A 21,487-nucleotide genomic window follows, 5' to 3' on the forward strand; every position below is an offset into this window, starting at 1 on the left:
AAGACATCTTTATATTAAGTTTGCAGAGTGGGGTCGGGCACGCTATGGGGCCTCAGGAGGCGCGCCGGTACTATGGTCTGCCGCGCAGTTGATTTTTCAGGAGAAAGCTTCGTGGCCAGCGTGCTTGACGCCAAGAACGACTATGTGATCGCCGATATCGGCCTTGCCGACTTCGGCCGCGCCGAAATCAGGATCGCCGAGACCGAAATGCCCGGCCTCATGGCCCTGCGCGAGGAATTCGGCGCATCGCAGCCATTGAAGGGCGCGCGCATCACCGGTTCGCTGCACATGACGATCCAGACCGCCGTGCTGATCGAGACGCTGGTTGCGCTGGGCGCCGAAGTGCGTTGGGCCACCTGCAACATCTTCTCGACGCAGGACCATGCCGCCGCTGCCATCGCCGCTGCGGGCATCCCGGTCTTCGCGATCAAGGGCGAAACCCTTGCCGAATATTGGGACTACGTCGGTTCGATCTTCGACTGGGGTGACGACCAGACCGCCAACATGATCCTCGACGATGGCGGCGATGCCACGATGTTCGCGCTGTGGGGGGCGCGCGTGGAAGCGGGCGAGAAGCTGTTCGAACCTTCGAACGCCGAGGAAATCGAGTTCGTCCGCGCGCTCAACGCCTTCCTCAAGAAGAAGCCGGGCTACCTCACGCAGTCGGTCAAGAACATCAAGGGCGTTTCGGAAGAGACGACCACGGGCGTCCACCGCCTGTATCAGATCGCCAAGGACGGCAAGCTGCCTTTCCCGGCGATCAACGTGAACGACAGCGTCACCAAGTCGAAGTTCGACAATCTCTATGGCTGCAAGGAATCGCTGGTCGACGCGATCCGTCGCGCCACCGACGTGATGCTGGCTGGCAAGGTCGCCTGCGTTGCCGGCTTCGGCGACGTCGGCAAGGGTTCGGCAGCGTCGCTGCGCCAGGGTGGCGCGCGCGTCATGGTCACCGAAATCGATCCGATCTGCGCTCTGCAGGCGGCGATGGAAGGCTATGAAGTTGTCACCATGGAAGAAGCGGTCAAGCGCTGCGACATCTTCGTGACCGCGACCGGCAACGAGGACGTGATCACCGCCGAGCACATGAAGGCGATGAAGCCGATGTCGATCGTCTGCAACATCGGCCACTTCGACAGCGAGATCCAGATCGCCGCGCTCGACAACTACAACTGGACCGAAGTGAAGCCGGGCACCGACCTCGTCGAATTCCCTGATGGCAAGCAGATCATCATCCTTGCCAAGGGCCGCCTGGTAAACCTCGGCTGCGCCACCGGCCACCCGAGCTTCGTGATGAGCGCAAGCTTCACCAACCAGACGCTGGCGCAGATCGAGCTGTTCACCAAGGCCGAGAACTACAAGAACGAGGTCTATGTCCTGCCCAAGCACCTCGACGAAAAGGTGGCGGCGCTTCACCTCGAGAAGCTGGGCGTGCAGCTGACCAAGCTCAGCAAGAAGCAGGCCGACTACATCGGCGTGCCGGAATCAGGTCCGTTCAAGCCGGATCATTATCGCTACTGATCATCGGCGCGAACGAATTGGAAATGGGGCGGTGTGGGATGCCACGCCGCCCTTTTCTTTTTGCGGATCGGGCCGCTCGATGCCGGTTTGTAGAGCGCCGGATTGTATTTCACCGGGGTAGGCCCTAGCGAGAGGATGATGCCGCTGCTCAACCAGACCATCATGGTGTTGATCGGATTGTTGCTTGCCACCTGGACGGCAGGGGCAGGCTGGCTCGTGCTTGTCGCCAGAGGGCGCGCGCGCAAGGGGAGGCGGTGCAACGGCAAGCGCGCCGCCTGGCGAGGATGGTGGATGAATCGCCAGCCCTGCCGTTGCTGGTGCGCGCCGATGGCCGGATCGAAGGCCCTGCGCGGCTTGCCGGATGGTTCGGCTTCGAGACAATGCCCGGCTACCTGACCGAACTGGATGCAGAGGGTGCAGGCTTTGACGAGGTGCAGCTTTCGCAGTTGAGCGACGCTGTGCGCAAGGCGCAAAAGACCGGCGCGTCCTTCAGGTTGGCGCTCACGCCCAAGGACGGCAAGCGCGCGCTTTCTGCGCAAGGGCACCTGGCGGACCCGCAGATTTCTCCGGGGGTGCGGCACTTGTGTGGTTTTTCGACTTTTCGGAAAGCCAGGAAGAGCTTGTCCGGCTGCGCAGCGAGACGACCGCGGCACGGGCCGATTTTGCCGGGCTTTCAGGCCTGATCGAAGCAGCGCCCTTGCCCATGTGGTTCCGTGGGCCGGACCTGCGGCTGCGCCTTGTCAACAGCGCCTATGTGAAAGCCGTTGGCGCCGCGAATGCCGATGTAGTGATCGCGCAAGGCATCGAACTGATCGAACCGGTTGACGGTCTCAGCGCGCCCCAAGTGGCCCGTCAGGCACAGTCGCGCAAGGTGCCGATCGAACGTTCGCTGCTGGCAACGATCAAGGGGCAGCGCCGTGCGGTGCGCGTGACGGACCTGCCGCTGGGCGAGGACGGGATTGCCGGATACGTCGTCGATATAGAGGAAATGGAGGAGCTTATCCGCCAGTTCCGCCGCTTCCGCGAAGCGCAGCGCGAAATGCTCGATACGCTCTCCGCAGGCATCGCGCAGTTTGACGAGAAGCGGAACCTTGTGTTCGCCAACCAGCCTTTCCTGCGCATCTTCGGTGTGCCCAAGGCCTGGGTCGTTGACACCCCGCCGTTCGACCGCGTGATAGACCGGATGCGCGATGCCGGTCGCTTGCCGGAAGTCCGCGATTTCCCCGAATGGCGCCGCGAACGGCAGGCCTGGTTCCTCGCCCGCGTGCCGATCGAGGAATCGTGGCATCTTTCCGGGGGACGCATCTGCGCGTGGTCGGTCAGCCGATGCCCGATGGCGGGCTGCTGATGATCTTCGAGGATCGCACCGAACAGCTCCAGCTCTCGGCAACCCGCGACACCCTGCTGCGAACCCGGACTGCGACATTCGACAATCTGTTCGAATCGCTCGCGGTGTTTGCGCCCGATGGCAAGTTGCAGCTGTGGAATCGCCGGTTTGCGGCCAACTGGGGGCTTGAGGAAGAGTTCCTTACCACCCATCCGCGGGTCGACGTTCTGTTGAACAGGTTGGCGGGGCAACTGAAACGTCCCGCGCAGATCGGCACGATCGCGCAGGTCATCCAGGCCGCGACACTTGAGCGCAAGCAGCGTTCCGGCCGCTTGACGCTTTCCGATGGGCGCCATTTTGCCCTCGCTGGCGTGCCGCTCCCGGACGGCAACGGCATGTTGACGGTTCTGGACATCACCGACAGCCAGAAGGCCGAGGCGGCACTGCGCGAGCGCAATGCCGCGCTGGTCGAGGCTGACGCGGTGAAGACGCGGTTCATCGCCAACATGAGCTACGAATTCCGCACGCCGCTGACGTCTATCGGGGGCTTTGCCGAGCTTCTGCAAAGTGGCATTGCCGGTGAGCTGACGCCGCAGCAGGACGAGTATGTCTCGGCAATCCTCACGTCGGTCGCCCGGCTTGGCGAGCAGATCGAGAACGTGCTCGACCTGTCGCAGAGCGAGGCCGGAACGCTGCCGTTGGAACAGGAGCCGGTGGAGATTTTCCCGTTGCTGACCGAAGTCGTCAAGGAACGCGAGGAACGGATCACGGCTGCGGGGCTTGCGCTCGATCTGCGCGGGGACAGGAGCGCGGGGACCGTGATTGGCGATGCACGCAGGTTGCGCCGCGCCTTCGGGCAACTGCTCGACAATGCTGTGGCCGCCACGCCCGAGGGCGGCCGCATCCTCGTCGTGGCCTCGCGCAGCAAGGGCGGGCCGGTTCAGGTGGTCGTGTCCGACAATGGCCGCGGCATGGAGCCTGCCGTCCTCGCTCGCGCGCTGGATGGGCTGAAGCTCGATGCCGAAGGCAAGGCGGTCGAGCGCAGGCAGGGCTTGGGCCTGCCGCTGGTGCGCCAACTGGTCGAAGCGCATGGCGGAACACTGGAGCTGGTGTCCGAGCCCGGCCTTGGCACCAGTGCCATCGTGGTGCTGCCGTGATCTTCGAATTGCCCGACATCGGCAGTTCGGCTGTCCTTGCCCGCGAGATCGCGGCGAAGCTGCGTCCGGGCGATGTGATTGCGCTGTCCGGCGGCCTTGGCGCGGGCAAGACAACGCTCGCGCGGTCGATCATCGCCGCACTTGGGCACACTGGCGAAGTGCCCAGTCCCAGCTTTGCCATAATCGAGATTTACGATCCGCCGGCGGTGCGGCTACCGCTGGTTCATGCCGATTTCTATCGTCTGGACGACCCGTCCGAGGCCGAGGAGATCGGGCTGGATGATTACCGCGAAGGTGCGGCGCTTCTGGCGGAGTGGCCGGAACACGCCGGGGGCTTTGCGCATGAGCCGGGGTGCCTCTCGATCCTGCTGGAATCCACGGAAAACGGCAGGCGGGCCATTGTAACGCCGGGGCGCGATTGGATAGAGCGAGTGCCATGGACCTGACTATCCCTCCGAGCGTCGATGCCTTCCTGAACAAGGCGGGCTGGATCGGCGCTACTGTCGAGCCACTGCCTGGCGATGCATCGTTCCGCCGCTATTTCCGCATTCGCCGGACAGCGGGAAATGCCATGCTGATGCACGCGCCACCGCCCAATGAAGACCCTGAGCCGTTCCTCAGGGCTGCCAAGTGGCTCGACGCGAATGGCCTGCGCGCGCCCCATGTCCTTGCCGAGGACCCGCAGCAGGGCTTTGTCCTGCTGGAAGATTTCGGTGAGGTGCGCATGCGCGAATACCTCGATGCCTGGCCGCAGGACGAGGAAGAGGTCTATCGCCATGCCATCGACGCCCTGCTGCAGCTGCGCAAGCTGCCGGCAGGGCCATTCACGGGATACACCCTTGCCGAGTATCAGCGCGAGGCGCGGCTGTTCATCGAGTGGTACGTGCCGACCCAGTCACTCTATGTCGACGGGCGGGGCTGGAACGCGGCTTGGGAAGAGGTCCTGTCGCACCTGCTGCCGCGCCAGCGCCCCGGGGTTACTGTCCTGCGCGATTATCATGCCGAGAACATCATGTTGCTCAACGGCCTCGATCGGCAGGGGCTGCTGGACTTTCAGGATGCCTTGAACGGCCACCCGGCATACGATCTGGTCTCGCTGCTGCAGGATGCGCGCAGGGATGTCTCGCCGGAACTCGAAGCGCGCATGCTGGACTATTACCTGCAGAAGACCGGCGAAGGTGACGAGTTCCTGGCCGATTACGCCCGGCTTGGCGCGCAGCGGAATGCCAAGATCGTGGGCATCTTCGTGCGGCTGTGGAAGCGTGATGGCAAACCGCGATACCTCGATTACATCCCGCGCGTCTGGGCTCTGCTGGAACGCGATCTGGCGCATCCAGCGCTGGCTCCGGTGGCCGCGTGGTTCGATGCCAATATCCCGGCCGAACTGCGGGCCAGCCTGGGCGGATCGTTTACGGTATGACCAAGCCCCTTGTCAGCGACGTGGCCATGGTTCTCTCGGCAGGACTGGGCAAGCGGATGCGTCCGCTCACGGCAACGCGCCCGAAGCCGCTGGTGCAGGTGGCGGGCAAGCCGCTGATCGACCATGCGCTGGACAAGCTTGATGAAGCCGGCGTGGCCCGCGCGGTCGTCAACGTCCATTACCTTGCCGATGCGATGGAGGCTTACCTTGCGCAGCGGAAAAGCCCGGCCATCGCGATTTCGGACGAACGCGATCAGTTGCTGGAAACCGGTGGCGGGATGGTCAAGGCGCTGCCGCTGATCGGCACCGATCCGTTCTTCTGCCTCAACTCCGACAATATCTGGCTCGACGGGCCACGCAACGTCTTCGCGCATCTTTCGGATCACTGGGATGCCGACAGGATGGATGCGCTGCTGCTGCTCGTGCCCCATGCGCGGGCGTTCAACTATCGCGGCAAGGGCGATTTTCACATGGACGCCATGGGCCGCATTTCGCGGCGCCGGACCGGCCGTGTCGCGCCGTTCATCTACAGCGGCATCCAGATCGTTTCGCACCGCCTGCTGCGCGACGCACCCGAGGGACCGTTCGGGACCATGCTGCTGTGGCAAAGGGCCATCGAGGAAGGGCGGCTCTACGGCCTGTCGCACCTGGGGTTGTGGTACGAAGTGGGCGAACCGCAGATGATCGTCCCGACCGAGGCTGCGCTGAAGCGCGACTGACATGGCCGAGCGCTCCACCCGCCCGCGTGTCTGGTCAATCGCGGCGCACCGGGGTTTTGCCGACGCCCTGGTTGCGGGCCTGATCCCGCGTTACCGCGAGGATCGGTTCGGCCTTGCGCGCCTGACGCTGCTGCTGCCGAGCCAGCGCGCAATCCGCACGGTAACCGAAGCTTTCGTGCGGGTCAGCGGGCAGGGTCTGCTGCTGCCACGCCTGGCGGTGGTGGGCGACTTGGATCTCGACGAGACGCTTGGGCCACTGCTCGACCCGATCGGCGCCGGAGCTGGGGTTCCCGAAGCTGTCGATCCGGTGCACCGGCTGCTGAAACTTTCAGCGCTGATCCGAGACGAGCTTGGTGCCGAAGCCCCCGGCGAGGCGGCCTTGCTGCGACAGGCCAGAAGCCTGGGCCAGAGCATCGACCGGCTGCTTGTCGAGGGTGTGCGTCCCGAGGACATGCTTGATGAGGGCGTCCTCGGCCTGTCGTCGGAACTGTCGGAGCACTGGCGGGAAAGCACGAAGCTGTTCGCCACGGTGTTCTTCAAGTGGCAGGACGAACTGGCGCGGTTGGGCAGGATCGACGCGCCGGAACGGCGCAATCTGCTGCTGGCGCATGCCGCGCAGGTATGGCGTGAAGCGCCACCAGCCCATCCGGTGATTGCTGCGGGCGTCACCTCGGCATCGCCGGCCGTCGCCAACCTGCTGCGGGTGATTGCGGATCTGCCGGATGGCGGCGTCATCCTGCCCGATCTCGATCTTGCCATGGAGGCTTCGGTCTGGGACGCGCTCGGGTTTGCCGGCGGGTCAGACGGCAAGGTGTTTGAGCGAGGGGATGTCGTCACGCATCCCCAATATCACCTGAAGCTGCTGCTGAACCGCATGGGCATCGGACGGGGCGAGGTCGAGCCGTGGCACCGCTCCGGCCTTGCTCCAGCGCCGCCGGAACGCAGCCGCGCCATCTCGAACCTGTTCCTGCCGCCGGAAGCCAGTGCGGCGTGGGCTTCGCTCGAAGCGAGGGAGCGCCGCCTTTCCGGCGTGCGCATCATGGAGAGCGCCAACCCCGAGGAGGAAGCGCAGGCGATTGCCGTGCTGGTCCGCGAAGCGCTTGACGAGCCGGAGCGCCGCGTGGCGGTGATCACGCCCGATCGCAGTCTGGCGGCGCGGGTCGTGGCGCATCTTGGCCGCTGGAACATTGGCGCGGACGATACGGCCGGTCGGCCATTGCCGCAGACGGCGGCCGGCAGGATCATCCTGCAACTGGCCGAAGTCGTTGCCGAGCGGGCCGCGCCGGTTCCGCTGCTCGCCCTGCTCGGCCACCCGCTGGTTCGGGCAGGCGAGGGCAGGGCGCAGTGGCTCGAGCGGGTGCGACAGCTGGACCTGGTGCTGCGTGGTCCGCGACCCGGCCCCGGACTGGCCGCCGTGCGGGGCAAGGCGCAGGAGCATGACAAGCGCCATCCCGGGCTTGCCGACTGGTGGTCGGGTGTCGAGGACCTGCTGTTTCCGCTGCTGTCGCTTGATGGCCAGGTGTCACTGGATGCGGCACTGATCGCGCTGTCCGAAGTGGGCGAGGCGCTGTGCGGACAGGGGCTGTGGGCGCAGGCCGATGGGCGCTGCCTTGCCCAGTTCGTCGAAAGCTGGCGCGAAGCTGCTTCGGAGCATCCGGGCCTGCTGCCGCCGGAAGAACTGCCGGCAGTGTTGCGCGATGCCATGGAGGAAGTCTCCGTGCGTCCGCCCTACGGCGGGCATCCGCGTCTGGCGATCTACGGCTTGCTCGAAGCGCGGATGAGCCGGGCCGATCTCGTCATCTGCGCAGGCCTGACAGAAGGCTCCTGGCCCGGAAGCCCGGCGACTGATCCGCTGCTGGCACCGCCCATTCTCCGCGCATTGGGCATCCCCGGTGCCGATTTCCGCATCGGCCTTTCTGCACACGATCTTGCCGCTGCACTGGGAGCGCCAGAGGTTGTGCTCAGCCATGCGCACCGCGACGCGACCGGCCCGGTCATTCCTTCGCGCTTCCTGCTGCGCATTCACGCCATGCTTGGCGAGCAGTTGCGGCGCGAGACGCGCGCGGTCAACCTGGCGCGGGCGCTGGCCGACCCGGAACCGGAGCTGCCACACCCACGCCCACACCCGATGCCGAGCGCGGAGCAGCGGCGCGTGCCGATTGCGGTAACGGCGCTGGATCGGCTGCGCGGCGATCCGTACCAGTTCTACGCCTCGGCAATCCTTGGCCTGCGTCGCCTCGATCCGGTCGATGCCGATCCGTCGCCAGCCTGGAAAGGCACTGCGGTTCACGACGTGCTGAAAGCCTGGCACGATGGCGGCGGGCGTCCCGGCGAATTGGTGCCGCTTGCCGAACGCATGTTCGACGAGATGAGCGCACACCCCTTCATGCGCGCGATGTGGAAGCCGCGCCTGATCGATGCCTTGCTGTGGATCGAGGAGGAAACGGACCGGCTTGCCGGGGAGGGGCGCGACGTTCTGGCGATCGAGCGCAAGGGCGAAATCATCGTCGACGGCATCCGCATTCATGGCCGGGCCGACCGTATCGACAGGCTGGCCGACGGAACGCTGGCCGTAGTCGATTACAAGACCGGCACGCCGCCATCGGGCAAGATGGTGGCGCAAGGGTACGCCCTTCAGCTTGGCCTCATCGGCATGATTGCCCGGGGTGGCGGCATGGAGGGCGTCGCGGGCGAGCCGGTGAAGTTCGAGTACTGGTCGCTTGGCCGCAACAAGGATCGCAGCTTTGGCTACATGAAGTCGCCGGTCAAGGAAACGGCGCGGCAGACCGGCCTGTTGCTTGAAGACTTCTTGCCCGAAACCGAGCGTTTCCTGCGTGAAGCGATTGCGCGCTGGCTGCTTGGCAGCGAGCCATTCACGGCGCGGCTCAATCCCGATCTCCCGGGATACAGTGATTTCGACCAGTTGATGCGCCTCGACGAATGGCAAGGCCGCGAAGAGGAAGGCAGTCAGTGAGCAAGGTCTATCCGCTCAGGGACAATCAGGCGCACGCCGTCCATCCCCAGCGCACCGTCTGGCTCTCGGCATCGGCAGGGACCGGCAAGACGCAGGTGCTTTCGGCGCGCGTGCTGCGCTTGCTGCTGCAAGAGGGCGTGGAGCCGGAACAGATCCTCTGCCTCACCTTCACCAAGGCGGGCGCTGCCGAAATGGCGACCCGCGTGAACGAGGTGCTCGCCAGTTGGGTGCGCCTTCCCGAGATAGAGCTTGCCGCGCAGTTGAAGGCCATCGGCGCGCCGTTCGGCCCCGAAACCGTGGCCCGCGCGCGCAGCCGCTTTGCCGCCGTGCTCGATTGCCCGGGGGTGGGCTCAGGATCGAGACCATTCACGCTTTCTGCCAGTGGCTGCTTGCGTCGTTTCCCGTGGAGGCAGGCCTGCGACCGGGCACGCGGGCGATGGAAGACCGCGACCGGGCCTTGCTGGTCCGGCAAGTGCTGGCCGAACTGCTGGTCTCGGCCGAACTCGACGGCGACGAGGCACTGATCGACGGGCTCGCCTCGCTCTCGCGCCGGATGAGCGAGGATCAGGTCGAGGCCTTCCTGCTGCGTTGTGCAGGGGCGCTGGAGCTGTGGACCGGGCCAGGGGCGTGGCAACCGCCACTACGGCCTCGTATCAATCGCGTTATCGGCCTTGGCGAAAGTGATGGGCCTGACAGCCTTGCCGCCATGTGCGCCGACGATGGGTTCGATTGCGAGTCCGTCCGGCGTTGCATGGAGATGAACAGCGCCTGGGGGACAAAGGGCGGTATCGATGCGGCAAATGCACTCGGCGATTGGCTGGCGGCCAGCCCCGAAGCGCGCCTGAATGCCTTTGCCGAGCTGAAAAGCCAGTTTCTCACGGCCAAGGATGAACCGAGGTCGACCACGAATATCGAGAAGAAGCAGCCCGGCTATGCCGGCTATGCCGCCCGGGTCATTGCCTGCATCGAGGCGGTGAAGGCGCGCAAGGCACAGCTTGATCTTGCCGACCTGCTCGAAACGGCGCTTACCATCGGGCGCCGATTTGCCTTGGCATGGAGCGATGCCAAGGCGCGTGAGGGCTTCATCGATTTCGATGACCAGATCCGCACTGCCGCCGACCTCCTGACCAAGCGCACCAGCGCCGAATGGATCCGCTTCAAGCTCGATCGCCAGTTTGATCACATCCTTGTCGATGAAGCGCAGGACACCAACGCCGCACAGTGGGAGATCGTGCTGAAAGGGTTGGTCGAAGATTTCTTCACCGGTGAGGGGCAACGGGGACAGGTTGCCCGGACCCTATTCGTGGTTGGTGACTACAAGCAGGCCATCTTCGGCTTTCAGGGAACAAGTCCCGAGAACTTCGCCGCAGCCAAGCTGACAGTTCAGGCCCAACTTGCCCGGATGGCGGCCGTTCTGAACGACCCTGATCGCGAACTTCTGGATCTGGGGCTTGGCCAGTCGTTCCGCACGTCAAGACCGATCCTCGACTTCGTCGACCGCGCGATCGACCATCTGGGATGGGACAGGCTGGGGCTGGAGCAGAAGCCTGAGCGCCACGTCGGACTGGACATTCCCGGCACCATCGGCCTGTGGAAGGTCGTGAGCGATGATCTGGCCGAGGATGGCGACGAGGAGGACGGCGAAGGAGCCGGAAGCGAAAGTGCCGGGAGCGGGGGGGACGGGGCGACGAAGGCGCGGAAGCCTGGCTGTCGCGCCCGGATCGCAAGCTGGCCGACCAGATCGCCCTGCAGGTGAAGGCGTGGCTCGACAGCGGCTTTCCCCTTGGCAAGACGCAGCGCCATGCCGATGCCGGCGATGTCATGGTTCTTGTCCGCAAGCGCAAGGAACTGGCGGGGTTGATCGTAGCCAGACTCCATGCGCGCGGCGTGCCCGTCGCGGGCGTGGACCGGCTGCGTCTGGGGGCGCCGCTTGCCGTGCGGGATCTTGTTGCAGCCTTGCGGTTTGCCGCGCAGCCGCTGGATGACCTGAACCTGGCTGCCCTGCTGGTTTCTCCCCTGATCGGATGGAGCCAGGAAGACCTGCTGGAGCATGGTTACCGCAAGCAGGGCGTCCGTCTGTGGGACTGGCTGCGGCAGAATGAAGGGCCGCAGACTTTCGCCACGATGGACCAACTGCGCAGCCTGCTGGCCCGGGCCGATTACGATCCTCCGCACGTCCTGCTGCATTGGCTGCTGGTCGGTCCGTGGGATGGCCGTGGCCGGCTGGTGGCGCGGCTTGGTCGCGAGGCCAACGATCCCATCGACGAACTGCTCAATGCAGCGATCGCGTTTTCCAGCGCCAATGTGCCTAGCCTGATCGGGTTCCTGCAGTGGTTCGATGCGGGCGAGGGCGAGTTGAAGCGCGAGGCAGGCAAGGCCGACGGGCTGGTGCGGGTGATGACCGTGCATGGATCGAAAGGGCTGCAGGCGCCGATCGTGATCCTTGCCGATGCGGCGGATGATCCGGACCTGTCGCCGCCCCGCGGGCTTGAGCTTGTCGAAGACGTTCTGGGGTCCGTGCGCAAGGTCCCGCTCCCGCCGCTGCGCAAGGAGGAGAAGGCACCGGCTGTTCTCGAGGCCGAGGCCGAAGCCAAGCGCGCCGAACGCGAGGAGCACTGGCGCCTGCTCTATGTGGCGATGACCCGCGCCGAGGAAGCCCTGTTCATCGCCGGGGCCAAGGGCAAGAAGCGCCGGAAGGGGCAGGCGAGCTTCCCGAAGACAGCTGGTATGCACAACTCGAGCCGCTGTTTGCGGACGATTGGCGCAGCAATCCGCTGTGGGGTGCGGTCAAGCTGATCGGAGGTCCTGCCAGCCTGACCAAGGCGCCGGCCGAACGGTCCGAATCTTCTGTGCGAATTGCGGTTCCGCAGGTCTTGCGCACCGCAGTCGGCCCTGAACCGCGCCCGCCGCGCCCGCTCGCACCTTCATCGTTGGGCGAGGACGAGGCCCCGGATCCGCCGGCGCCACCCGGACCGCATGCGATGCTGGCGGCAAGACGCGGAACGCTGCTGCACCGTCTGATCGAGCGTTTGCCGGAATTGCCGGTCGAGCAGCGACATGACGCCGGTCTTGCCTGGCTTGCCCGGATGGCGAGCGATTTCGACAGGTCGGACCACGTGGGCATGGTGTCGGACGCCATCGCGGTGCTTGACCAACCGGGCTGGAACGATGTGTTCGGCCCGGATTCCCTCGCCGAAGTGCCGCTCGCAGCGGTTGTCGGCGGCCGGGTGGTGAGTGGCACGGTCGACCGCCTGGTCATCTCGGACAAGGGCATAAGGATCGTCGATTTCAAGACGGCGCGGCGCCCTCCGGCCACGCTCGAGGAGATTCCTTCGGCCTATATCCGGCAGATGGCGGCCTATGTTGCTTCGCTTGAGGCTATCCACCCCGGATTGCCGGTCGAAGCGGCGCTGCTCTATACGCACACGCCGCAATTGTTCGTTATTCCCGATGGCCTGATCGCAGCGCAAAAGCTGCGCATTGCCGGGGTTCAGGAATCCTTGTCCGGCTGATCTGTTGCACCGCGCGCGCGAGTGCCTAGATTGCCATCAACCACACAGGAGTTTCACGCAATGTCGACCAAGGCCGTTTCCGACGCCACTTTTGCCTCCGAAGTTCTGGGCAGCAGCAAGCCTGTCCTCGTCGACTTCTGGGCGGATTGGTGTGGCCCGTGCAAGATGATCGCCCCCGCACTTGAAGAGATCTCGGAAGAGCTGGCCGACAAGGTCGAGATCGCCAAGGTCGACATCATGGAGAACACCGACATCGCCAGCCAGTTCGGCGTCCAGTCGATCCCGCTGCTGATCCTGTTCAAGGATGGTCAGCCGGTTGCCCAGAAGCTGGGGGCGGCGCCCAAGAGCCAGATCAAGGGGTGGCTCGAGAGCGTTCTCTGATTTCGAAGCAATTGCCCCCGCGAAAGCGGGGGTTCTTGTATCAGGCTGGCATGCGCGAAAGACGCTCGGCCAGTTCGTCGAACAGCCTGGGGCTGGCAGCGCCGATCAGGCCCGGCTCAAGATGGCGATCGACGCGGTAGGCTGAACCGTCAGGTCGTGCCGCCCTGCCACCAGCCTCGTTCAGGAACAGCACGCCTGCGGCGTGGTCCCACGCCAGCGTCTTTTCGAAGAGGGAGACGTCGTTCTGGCCCAGCGCAATGCGGGGGTACTGCTCGGCGGCGCAGCGGGGGATGTCGACCAGCGTGTAGTGCGGAGCGATATGCTCCATCAGTGACGCCCGCTTGCTCTTGTCGACGAAAACCAGCGAGATCGCGGCAATTGGGGTGTCGTTACCGCTGCCCTGTGCGGCGAGCTTCTCGCCGTTGACCCAGGCGCCCTGGCCGCGATGCGCGGTGCACAGACGGCCCGAGAGCGGGTCGTAGATCCAGCCTGCGACTGTCTCCCCGCCCTGCGCAAGAGCAATCAGGATGCCGAACGGCGGCTTGCCGACCGCATAATTGTTGGTGCCGTCGAGCGGGTCGATGATCCAGCACAGCTTGTCGGACAGGCGCTCGAAAATGGCGGGATCGGCATGGGCAGCCTCTTCGCCGACGATCGCCGCCTCCGGCAGGATCTTCGCCAGCCCTTCCGCCAGCATGATCTCGCTTTCCGTGTCGGCAATGGTGACGACGTCGTCCGCGGCCTTGTTGCTGACCTCGTCCGCGCCGAGCCGCTGATAGTGCTTGAGCAGCGTTTTTTCCGCCGTCTGCCGCATCAGTGCGGCAACGGCGGCATCAAGCGCGCGGCTCAAGACCGGTAATCCGCATTGATCGAGATGTAGCCGTGGGTGAGATCGCAAGTCCACACGGTGGCCGAGCCATCACCCAGGCCGAGATCGACCTCGATGGAAATCTCGCGCCCTTTCAGGTGCGCCGCGACTGGAGCTTCGTCATAGTCTGCCAGCGGTTGCCCATCGCGCGCCGCCCAGATGCCGCCGAAGCCGATGGACAGGCGATCGCGGTCGGCTGGTTCGCCGGCCTTGCCCACGGCCATCACGACGCGGCCCCAGTTGGCATCTTCACCGGCGATGGCGGTCTTGACCAGCGGCGAATTCGCGATGGCAAGGCCGACCTTGCGGGCGCTTTCGTCCGACACAGCGCCGGTCACGCTCACGGCGATGAACTTCTGCGCGCCTTCGCCATCCTTGACGACGAGATGCGAGAGTTCACGGCAGACCTGTTCGAGCGCGGCGGCAAAGGAATCGGCCCCGGGGCTGTCGAAGCCGTTCAGTTCGGCGTTCCCGGCCTTGCCGGTGGCGAAGGCGAGGACGGTGTCGCTGGTGGAAGTGTCGCTGTCGACGGTGATGCAGGAGAAGGTTCGGCGGTTGGCGGCAGAGAGGCACTCCTGCAGGAATGCCGGACTGACGGCGGCGTCGGTGAAGATATAGCCGAGCATGGTCGCCATGTCGGGCGCGATCATGCCGCTGCCCTTGATGATGGCGCTGAACGTCACGCGGGTGTTGCCGACCATCGCCGAAGCAGTCGCGCCCTTGGCAAAGGTATCGGTGGTGCCGATGGTGCGGGCGGCGTCCTCCCATGTGCAAGTTTCGGCCTGCAACGCGGCTTCGATGCCCGCGTGCGCCTTGTCCTTGGGCAGGGGCACGCCGATGACGCCGGTTGAGGAAACGAAAACCTCTTCCTTGGGGCAGCGGAGATGTTCGGCCACTTGCGCCATGATCTGTTCGACCGCCTCGCGCCCGCGATAGCCGGTGAAAGCATTGGAATTCCCGGCGTTCACCACCAGTGCCCGGGCGCGGCCCTGCTGCACGTTCTGGCGACCGAGTTCCACTTCCGACGAGCAGCAGACATTGCGCGTGAACACGCCGGCAACCGCCGTGTCCTCGTCCAGTTCGACGTAGGTAAGGTCGCAGCGGCCCCAGTCCTTGTACCCGGCGCGCGCGACGCGCGGAGTGACGCCTGCAATGTGCGGCAGGGCGGGGAAGGGCGAGGCGAGCGGGGAAACGGCGTCGGACATGGCGCAACCGCCTAGCGCGCCGGGGCCTGCGGTTCAACCGCCCACTGGCCTTGGCAGGGCTTGCGGCAAAAGGGTTCGTTTTCAAGATGGACGAACCGCGACAGAATGCCTATCTGTTGCGGCAATGCGCATGCTGCTTGCCCTTCTGGCCCTGATTACGGGGCTCTCCTTGCCCGAGGTGGCGCTTGCCGTCTCGCGCACGGAAGTGGCCGAAGCGGGCATGGCGACTGGCGCTACAACCTCTGTCGAGCAGCGCCAGCAGCGCTGCGCGGCTCGCGGTGGCGCAGTTCCGCAAAAGCGCACGAATGCCCGCCGCAAGACGGTGTGGCTGCCCGCCCCGGCACTGATCCGGCCTTGCGGCATTGAACTGACTGACCGCGCGCGCGAATAGCGCCACGGACAGCATACCCTTACCGGCACGAATACTGCCCGACGCTGCGCGCCGATGACGCGCACGGCCATCTAAATCACAGATTCAACAGGAAAATCCGCCTATGTTCGGCTCCATTGCAAAGGCCCTGTTCGGCTCGTCCAACGACCGTTACGTCAAGTCCCTGGACAAGACTGTCCGCCAGATCGCAGCGTTTGAACCGCATGTGCAGGCTCTGTCGGACGAGGAACTGGCCGCCCAGACGCCGAAGTTCCGCCAGATGCTGGCCGAGGGCAAGACGCTCGACGACATCCTGCCCGAAGCCTTTGCCACGGTCCGCGAGGCTTCGGTTCGCACGCTCGGCATGCGTCACTTCGACGTGCAGATGATCGGCGGCATCGTGCTTCACCGCGGCGAGATCGCCGAGATGCGCACTGGCGAAGGCAAAACCCTCGTCGCAACACTTGCAGTCTATCTGAACGCGCTTGAGGGCAAGGGCGTTCACGTCGTTACCGTGAACGACTACCTCGCGCGGCGCGACGCCGAGACGATGGGCGTGCTCTACAAGTTCCTCGGGCTGACGGTTGGCGTAATCGTGCCGAACCTCAACGAGGAGCAGCGCCGCGAGGCCTACAACTCGGACATCACTTACGCGACGAACAACGAACTCGGGTTCGATTACCTGCGCGACAACATGAAGCACGAGCGGACGCAGATGGTGCACCGTCCGTTCAACTTCGCGATCGTCGACGAAGTGGACTCGATCCTGATCGACGAGGCTCGCACGCCGCTGATCATTTCGGGGCCGACCGACGACAAGAGCGATCTCTACATCTCGGTCGATGCCATCGTGAAGCAGATCCAGCCCGATCTCTACGAGGCCGACGAGAAGACCAAGAACATCACGCTGACCGAAGATGGCGTCGAGTGGGTCGAACGCGCGTTCGAGGAAGCAGGGCTGCTGGTCGGTTCGAACCTCTATGACGTCGAGAACACGATGGTGGTCCATCACCTGGACCAGGCGCTCAAGGCCAACGTCATGTTCAAGCGCGACATCGACTATATCGTCAAGGACGACAAGGTCGTGATCATCGACGAGTTCACCGGCCGCATGATGGACGGTCGGCGCTGGTCGAACGGCCTGCACCAGGCGGTAGAGGCCAAGGAAGGCGTGCGGATCGAGCCCGAGAACCAGACGATGGCCTCGATCACGTTCCAGAACTACTTCCGCATGTACCCGAAGATTTCGGGCATGACCGGAACGGCGGCGACAGAAGCGCCGGAATTCTTCGACATCTACAAGATGAACGTCGTCTCGATCCCGACCAACGTGCCGGTGCAGCGCATCGACGACGAGGACGAGTTCTACAAGAACACGATGGACAAGTTCGCGGCCATCGCAAAGCTGATCCGCGACAAGTACGAGAACGGGCAGCCGGTGCTGGTCGGCACCGTATCGATCGAAAAGTCGGAGCTGCTGTCCGAGTTCCTGACCAAGGAAGGCGTGAAGCACAACGTCCTGAACGCCCGCTTCCACGAGATGGAGGCGCACATCGTGGCGCAGGCGGGCCGTCTTGGCGCGGTGACGATTGCCACCAACATGGCGGGCCGCGGCACCGACATCCAGCTTGGCGGCAATGTCGAGTTTCGCATCGAAGACGAGTTGCGCGATCTGCCGGAAGGCCCGGAGCGCGATGCCGGGATTGCCCGGATCAAGGCCGAAGTGGCCGAGGAGAAGGCCAAGGTGCTTGCCGCTGGCGGCCTTTGCGTGATCGGCACCGAACGCCACGAAAGCCGCCGCATCGACAACCAGCTGCGCGGTCGTTCGGGGCGTCAGGGTGACCCGGGCATGAGTAAGTTCTACCTCTGCCTTGAGGACGATCTGCTGCGCATCTTCGGCCCCGACACGCTGTTCGCCAAGATGATGAACAACAACCTTGCCGATGGCGAGGCGATCGGTTCGAAGTGGCTGTCGAAGGCGATCGAGACTGCGCAGAAGAAGGTCGAGGCGCGCAACTACGACATCCGCAAGCAGGTCGTCGAATACGACGACGTGATGAACGACCAGCGCAAGGTCATCTACGAGCAGCGCGCCGACATCATGGACGCCGAAGCAGTGGGCGATGTCGTCGCCGACATGCGGCATGACTCGGTCAATGCCATCGTCGGCGATGCCTGCCCTCCGGGTTCTTACCCGGAACAGTGGGACGTGGAAGGCCTCAAGGCCCGCGTGCGGGACGTGATCGGGCTTGAGATCCCGATCGAGGACTGGATGCAGGAAGAGGCGATCGAGCCGGATACCATCGAGGAGCGTATCCAGACGCTTGCCGACGAGCATATGGACCGCAAGATTGCCGAGATCGATCCCACAGCGTGGCGCAGCCTCGAGAAGTCGATCCTGCTCGAGCGGCTCGACCACCACTGGAAGGAGCACCTTGCAACGCTCGATGCGCTGCGCCAGGTCGTCTTCCTGCGCGCTTACGCACAGAAGACGCCGATCAACGAGTACAAGCAGGAAGCGTTCGGCCTGTTCGAGAAGATGCTCGACGCCATCCGTGAGGACGTAACCCGCATTCTCACCACCAGCGAGATTCGCCTCCGTCCGTCCGAGGAATTCCAGCTTCCCGAACTGCCGGACTTCCTGACCAGCCATATCGATCCCTTCACGGGGGAAAACGACGCGGCCCCGCTGGCGCCTGCGCCGGCGATGTTCGGTGCGCTGCCGCCACAAGCGGGCGGCGGGCTGACCGTCGGGTCGTCGGCGGTGGATCCCTATGCCGGCCAAGGGATCAGCCGCAATGCGCCCTGCCCATGTGGCTCGGGCCAGAAGTACAAACACTGCCACGGCGTTGCGGCCTGACCGCAGCCTTCGGACTTGACCGAGGCTACCTCGGTCAAGTCGATTTAATTCAAATGCTTGAAACAAATGTTATTGTGCAATCGCCGGTCCTCGGCGATTGCACGATCCGCATTTGTTGCTAAACATGAACTAGCGATAAACAGAACAGAACGGGCCGCGTCGACGAGTTATCCGACGGGGGCACTTACAGCATGACGTTCAGGGAGATGCGCAAGCGGGGCTTGCTGGTTAGCGGAGGCTTTCTTGCCTTGGCTGCTATGGCATCCACTCCATTTCCGGCGCTCGCGCAATCCGCACCCGGCCAGGCTACCACTCCGCCATCGCGGGATGAACTTCGCGGCATTACCGGGCGGCCTCCCGAATCTGCACCGCGCCTTTCCGTCAGGAACGAGATCGAGCGTTCGCCCTGTCCGCTCGAAGACCCGCAATATGCGGACATCAAGGTCACCTTGAGCGAAGTGACCTTCAACAACCTGAAGGAGATCGCACTGGACGAGCTTTCCGAAACGTGGAAGCCGCTGGCGGGGACGCCGCAGCCGATCTCTGTCCTGTGCCAGATCCGTGACGCTGCCGGAACCATGCTGCGCAACAAGGGCTACCTTGCAGCCGTTCAGGTGCCGACCCAGAAGATCGAGAACGGCCAGGTCCGGATGGAAGTGATCTACGCCCGGATCACCACTGTCAGGGCCCGTGGTGAGACGGAAGGGGCCGAGAAGAAGCTGCAGCAGTATCTGGGCGCGTTGACCGGCGAGGAAGTGTTCAATCAGCGCCGCGCCGAACGCTATCTTCTGCTTGCCCGCGATCTGCCGGGGTACAACGTTCAGCTGACGCTCAAGCCCGCCGGCACTGGCGCGGGCGATCTCGTGGCCGAAGTCAGCGTATTGCGCGAACCCTATGCTCTCGACCTGACGATCCAGAACCTTTCGTCCGAAGCCACCGGTCGGTTCGGCGGACAGCTTCGCGGCCAGTTCTACGGGCTGACGGGCATGGGCGATGTCACGACGCTGTCCTACTATGCGACGTCGGATTTTTCAGAGCAGCATATCCTGCAGGGCAGTCACGAATTTCGCCCCGGTTCTCGTGGGTTGGTGGTTGGCGGTCAGTTCACCTATGCCTGGACCAAACCCGATGTTCCGGGGCTTCCGGCCAATGTCTCGCTCGATGCGCGAACGCTCTACGCCAGCCTCCATGCCCGCTACCCTCTCCAGCGCTCGCTTGCCCGAAACATCTGGCTCAGCGGGGGCTTCGATCTGGTAAACCAGGACGTCGACCTGATCGTGCCACTCACGCAGGACAAGATCCGCGTGGCATGGGGGCGACTGGACGTGGACGCCGTCGACACGTCCCACACCCAGCCGAAATGGCGGCTCGCGTCTTCGTTTGAAGCGCGCCAGGGCCTCGCCATCCTTGATGCAACGCGGCCATGCGCGGGCGCTGCCTGCGCCACGGCACTACCCGCCAGCCGTGCCGACGCCTCGCCAACCGCAACGGTCGTGCGCTGGCAGGGCGAATACGAGCGCGCGTTTGGCAAGCTGTCCTTCCTGCTCGCCCCTCGTGCCCAATACGCTTTCAAGCCGCTGTTTGCGTTCGAGGAATTCTCGACCGGCAATTTCACGATCGGTCGCGGCTTCGATCCTGGCGAGCTGATCGGGGACAGCGCCGTCGGCACCACGGCGGAACTCAGGGGGCCGCGCCTGCCGATCGGCAGCAGCCGGGAAATCCGCGTTCAGCCGTTCGTCTTCGCCGATGCCGCGTGGGTCTGGAACAAGGGTATATCCGGATCAGATCGCCTGACCTCTGCCGGTGGCGGGTTCCGGTCAGACATCGGCTCCCGCTTCCGTCTGGAGGCGACGCTAGCCGTGCCGCTTGAGAAGGTCGGGCTGCAGGCCAGCCGTTCAAAACCCCGCTTTCTCATGACTTTGACCACGCGACTGCTGCCGTGGAGGAACTTCTGATGCGCGCTCTTGTAAAGGCTCCCCGCAAGCAACTGCTTTCGGCATCCGGCATTGCGCTTGCTGCCGCTCTTGCTGCATCGGGCTCTGCCGTTCAGGCGCAATCGTTCCAGGCGACACCGACCTCGACGTTCGGCTCTGTCTCGATCAACCAGGGTTCGGGCACGACGGATATCGTCGTGTCCAGCCCCAGCGCCGTCATCAACTGGACGCCGACCGATACCGCAACCACAGGCGGGCCGATCATATTCCAGTCGGCCGGCACAACGGCGACATTCAGCAACAACCCTGCATCGAACAGCGACTTTGCGGTGCTCAACCGCATCATCCCGTCCGGCTCGACGCGGCCGATCCAGTTCGATGGTACGGTCGTTTCGCGTCTTCAATCAGCGGCGGGTGGCTCTGCTGCAGGCGGGACGGTGTTCTTCTACAGCCCCGGCGGCATCCTGATCGGTGCATCATCGGTGTTCGATGTCGGCAATCTGGTGCTGACCACCTCCGACCTCAATTACAATACGACCGACGGCAGTTTCGACACCAGCGGCGCCTATGTCTTCCAGCCAGCCAGCGTGGCCGGTTCCCAGATCGTCGTAAGCGCCGGGGCGCAGCTTGGCGCAACGACCGACGGCTCATACATCGCCATGGTCGCGCCATCGGTGGTCAACAACGGCACGATTACCGTCAATGGTTCGGCAGCACTTGTTGCGGCCGATGCTGCGACGATCACCTTCTCGCCGAGCGGCCTGTTCGACATTCAGGTCGATTCCGGCACAAGCGCAACCGGTACTGTCGCAGCGAACAACGGGACCATCACCGGCCCTGCGGCGACGGACCCGTCGTTTCTCCATCGCATCTACATGGTTGCCGTTCCGAAGAACGATGCGATCACGATGGCAATCGGCGCCGGCAGTTCGCTGGGCTTTGACATCGCGGGGGCTGCCGATGTCAGCGGCAATACGATCGTGCTGTCTGCCGGCAATAACGTGGTCGGCGGCAGCGCACAGAATTTCGCGTCGAGCGGAGGCGGGACCGGGCTGGCAGGCATCTCGGGCGGGGATGCTGATGTCACGTCGAACCTCGAAGCCCGTCTGACTGGGCAGTTTCAGCTCGGATCGGGCACGAGCGCGGGTCTGAACTTCGCCTCGAATGTCTTCGTCAGTTCGAGCGGTGGCGATGTCAGCATATTCGCGAATGCGGGGGACAGGTAAACTTCGCCGCCAA

At 64.4% G+C, this 21,487-nt stretch carries 16 protein-coding genes and 2 pseudogenes; 15 read left to right on the plus strand and 3 right to left on the minus strand.

Going from position 1 to position 21,487, the window contains the following annotated elements; genetic code table 11:
* Window positions 1-72 precede the first annotated feature (72 nt).
* On the plus strand, window positions 73-1,521 hold the full coding sequence (gene ahcY, locus C7W88_RS12600) for an adenosylhomocysteinase (protein WP_118073786.1): 1,449 nt from the start codon (window positions 73-75) through the stop codon (window positions 1,519-1,521).
* On the opposite strand, the gene C7W88_RS22705 is transcribed toward ahcY, so the two are convergent.
* Window positions 1,515-1,712: a hypothetical protein gene (locus C7W88_RS22705; RefSeq protein WP_162895830.1), complete on the minus strand. Its 198-nt coding sequence runs from the start codon at window positions 1,710-1,712 to the stop codon at window positions 1,515-1,517. The two genes, ahcY and C7W88_RS22705, sit on opposite strands and share 7 nt — an antisense overlap.
* Between C7W88_RS22705 and C7W88_RS12605 the strand changes: the two are divergent.
* From C7W88_RS12605 to trxA, 10 genes and pseudogenes are all read left to right on the plus strand, one after another.
* A pseudogene (locus C7W88_RS12605) lies at window positions 1,660-4,005 on the plus strand (PAS-domain containing protein). The gene C7W88_RS22705 and the pseudogene C7W88_RS12605 sit on opposite strands and share 53 nt — an antisense overlap.
* Window positions 4,002-4,451 (plus strand): tRNA (adenosine(37)-N6)-threonylcarbamoyltransferase complex ATPase subunit type 1 TsaE, encoded by a 450-nt coding sequence (gene tsaE / locus C7W88_RS12610; RefSeq protein WP_118073787.1) that lies wholly within the window; start codon window positions 4,002-4,004, stop codon window positions 4,449-4,451. The pseudogene C7W88_RS12605 and the gene tsaE overlap by 4 nt, the downstream one beginning before the upstream one ends.
* Entirely contained in the window at window positions 4,442-5,425 is a 984-nt protein-coding gene (locus tag C7W88_RS12615; protein ID WP_118073788.1) for an aminoglycoside phosphotransferase family protein, read from the plus strand. The genes tsaE and C7W88_RS12615 overlap by 10 nt, the downstream gene beginning before the upstream one ends.
* On the plus strand, window positions 5,422-6,144 hold the full coding sequence (locus tag C7W88_RS12620) for a nucleotidyltransferase family protein (RefSeq protein WP_118073789.1): 723 nt from the start codon (window positions 5,422-5,424) through the stop codon (window positions 6,142-6,144). The genes C7W88_RS12615 and C7W88_RS12620 overlap by 4 nt, the downstream gene beginning before the upstream one ends.
* A gap of 1 nt (window position 6,145) precedes the next feature.
* Window positions 6,146-9,118, plus strand: a complete 2,973-nt coding sequence (locus C7W88_RS12625; protein WP_118073790.1) for a PD-(D/E)XK nuclease family protein — start codon at window positions 6,146-6,148, stop codon at window positions 9,116-9,118.
* Window positions 9,085-9,327, plus strand: a pseudogene (locus C7W88_RS24380) (UvrD-helicase domain-containing protein); the annotation flags it as partial. The gene C7W88_RS12625 and the pseudogene C7W88_RS24380, both read left to right, overlap by 34 nt.
* Window positions 9,328-9,521: 194 nt before the next feature.
* Entirely contained in the window at window positions 9,522-10,874 is a 1,353-nt protein-coding gene (locus C7W88_RS23735) for a UvrD-helicase domain-containing protein (protein WP_255418777.1), read from the plus strand.
* Window positions 10,871-11,914, plus strand: a complete 1,044-nt coding sequence (locus C7W88_RS23740) for a 3'-5' exonuclease (RefSeq protein WP_240344640.1) — start codon at window positions 10,871-10,873, stop codon at window positions 11,912-11,914. Before C7W88_RS23735 ends, C7W88_RS23740 begins: the two co-directional genes overlap by 4 nt.
* A gap of 185 nt (window positions 11,915-12,099) precedes the next feature.
* On the plus strand, window positions 12,100-12,630 hold the full coding sequence (locus C7W88_RS23745) for a PD-(D/E)XK nuclease family protein (RefSeq protein ID WP_240344642.1): 531 nt from the start codon (window positions 12,100-12,102) through the stop codon (window positions 12,628-12,630).
* A 60-nt stretch (window positions 12,631-12,690) separates the two neighbouring features.
* The gene (trxA, locus tag C7W88_RS12635) at window positions 12,691-13,011 is read left to right on the plus strand and encodes a thioredoxin (protein ID WP_118073791.1); all 321 of its coding nucleotides are present in this window, start codon (window positions 12,691-12,693) and stop codon (window positions 13,009-13,011) included.
* 40 nt (window positions 13,012-13,051) lie between these two features.
* Here trxA and C7W88_RS12640 read toward each other — a convergent pair whose 3' ends face one another.
* Entirely contained in the window at window positions 13,052-13,825 is a 774-nt protein-coding gene (locus tag C7W88_RS12640; RefSeq protein ID WP_118074761.1) for an inositol monophosphatase family protein, read from the minus strand.
* A gap of 32 nt (window positions 13,826-13,857) precedes the next feature.
* Window positions 13,858-15,084 carry a bifunctional glutamate N-acetyltransferase/amino-acid acetyltransferase ArgJ gene (gene argJ / locus C7W88_RS12645; protein WP_118073792.1) on the minus strand — a complete coding sequence of 409 codons (1,227 nt, stop codon included), beginning with the start codon at window positions 15,082-15,084 and terminating at the stop codon, window positions 13,858-13,860.
* A 130-nt stretch (window positions 15,085-15,214) separates the two neighbouring features.
* On the opposite strand from argJ, the gene C7W88_RS12650 reads away from it, so the two are divergent.
* The 4 genes from C7W88_RS12650 to C7W88_RS12665 all read left to right on the plus strand — a co-directional run bounded on the left by C7W88_RS12650 (window position 15,215) and on the right by C7W88_RS12665 (window position 21,474).
* Entirely contained in the window at window positions 15,215-15,475 is a 261-nt protein-coding gene (locus tag C7W88_RS12650; RefSeq protein WP_162896033.1) for a hypothetical protein, read from the plus strand.
* Between the two features lie 103 nt (window positions 15,476-15,578).
* Window positions 15,579-18,314: a preprotein translocase subunit SecA gene (gene secA / locus C7W88_RS12655; RefSeq protein ID WP_118073794.1), complete on the plus strand. Its 2,736-nt coding sequence runs from the start codon at window positions 15,579-15,581 to the stop codon at window positions 18,312-18,314.
* Window positions 18,315-18,571: 257 nt separating this feature from the next.
* Window positions 18,572-20,269, plus strand: a complete 1,698-nt coding sequence (locus C7W88_RS12660; protein WP_240344644.1) for a ShlB/FhaC/HecB family hemolysin secretion/activation protein — start codon at window positions 18,572-18,574, stop codon at window positions 20,267-20,269.
* Window positions 20,269-21,474, plus strand: a complete 1,206-nt coding sequence (locus C7W88_RS12665; protein WP_162896034.1) for a hypothetical protein — start codon at window positions 20,269-20,271, stop codon at window positions 21,472-21,474. Before C7W88_RS12660 ends, C7W88_RS12665 begins: the two co-directional genes overlap by 1 nt.
* The last annotated feature ends 13 nt before the right edge of the window (window positions 21,475-21,487 follow it).

This window comes from Novosphingobium sp. THN1, assembly GCF_003454795.1.
Lineage (GTDB): Bacteria > Pseudomonadota > Alphaproteobacteria > Sphingomonadales > Sphingomonadaceae > Novosphingobium.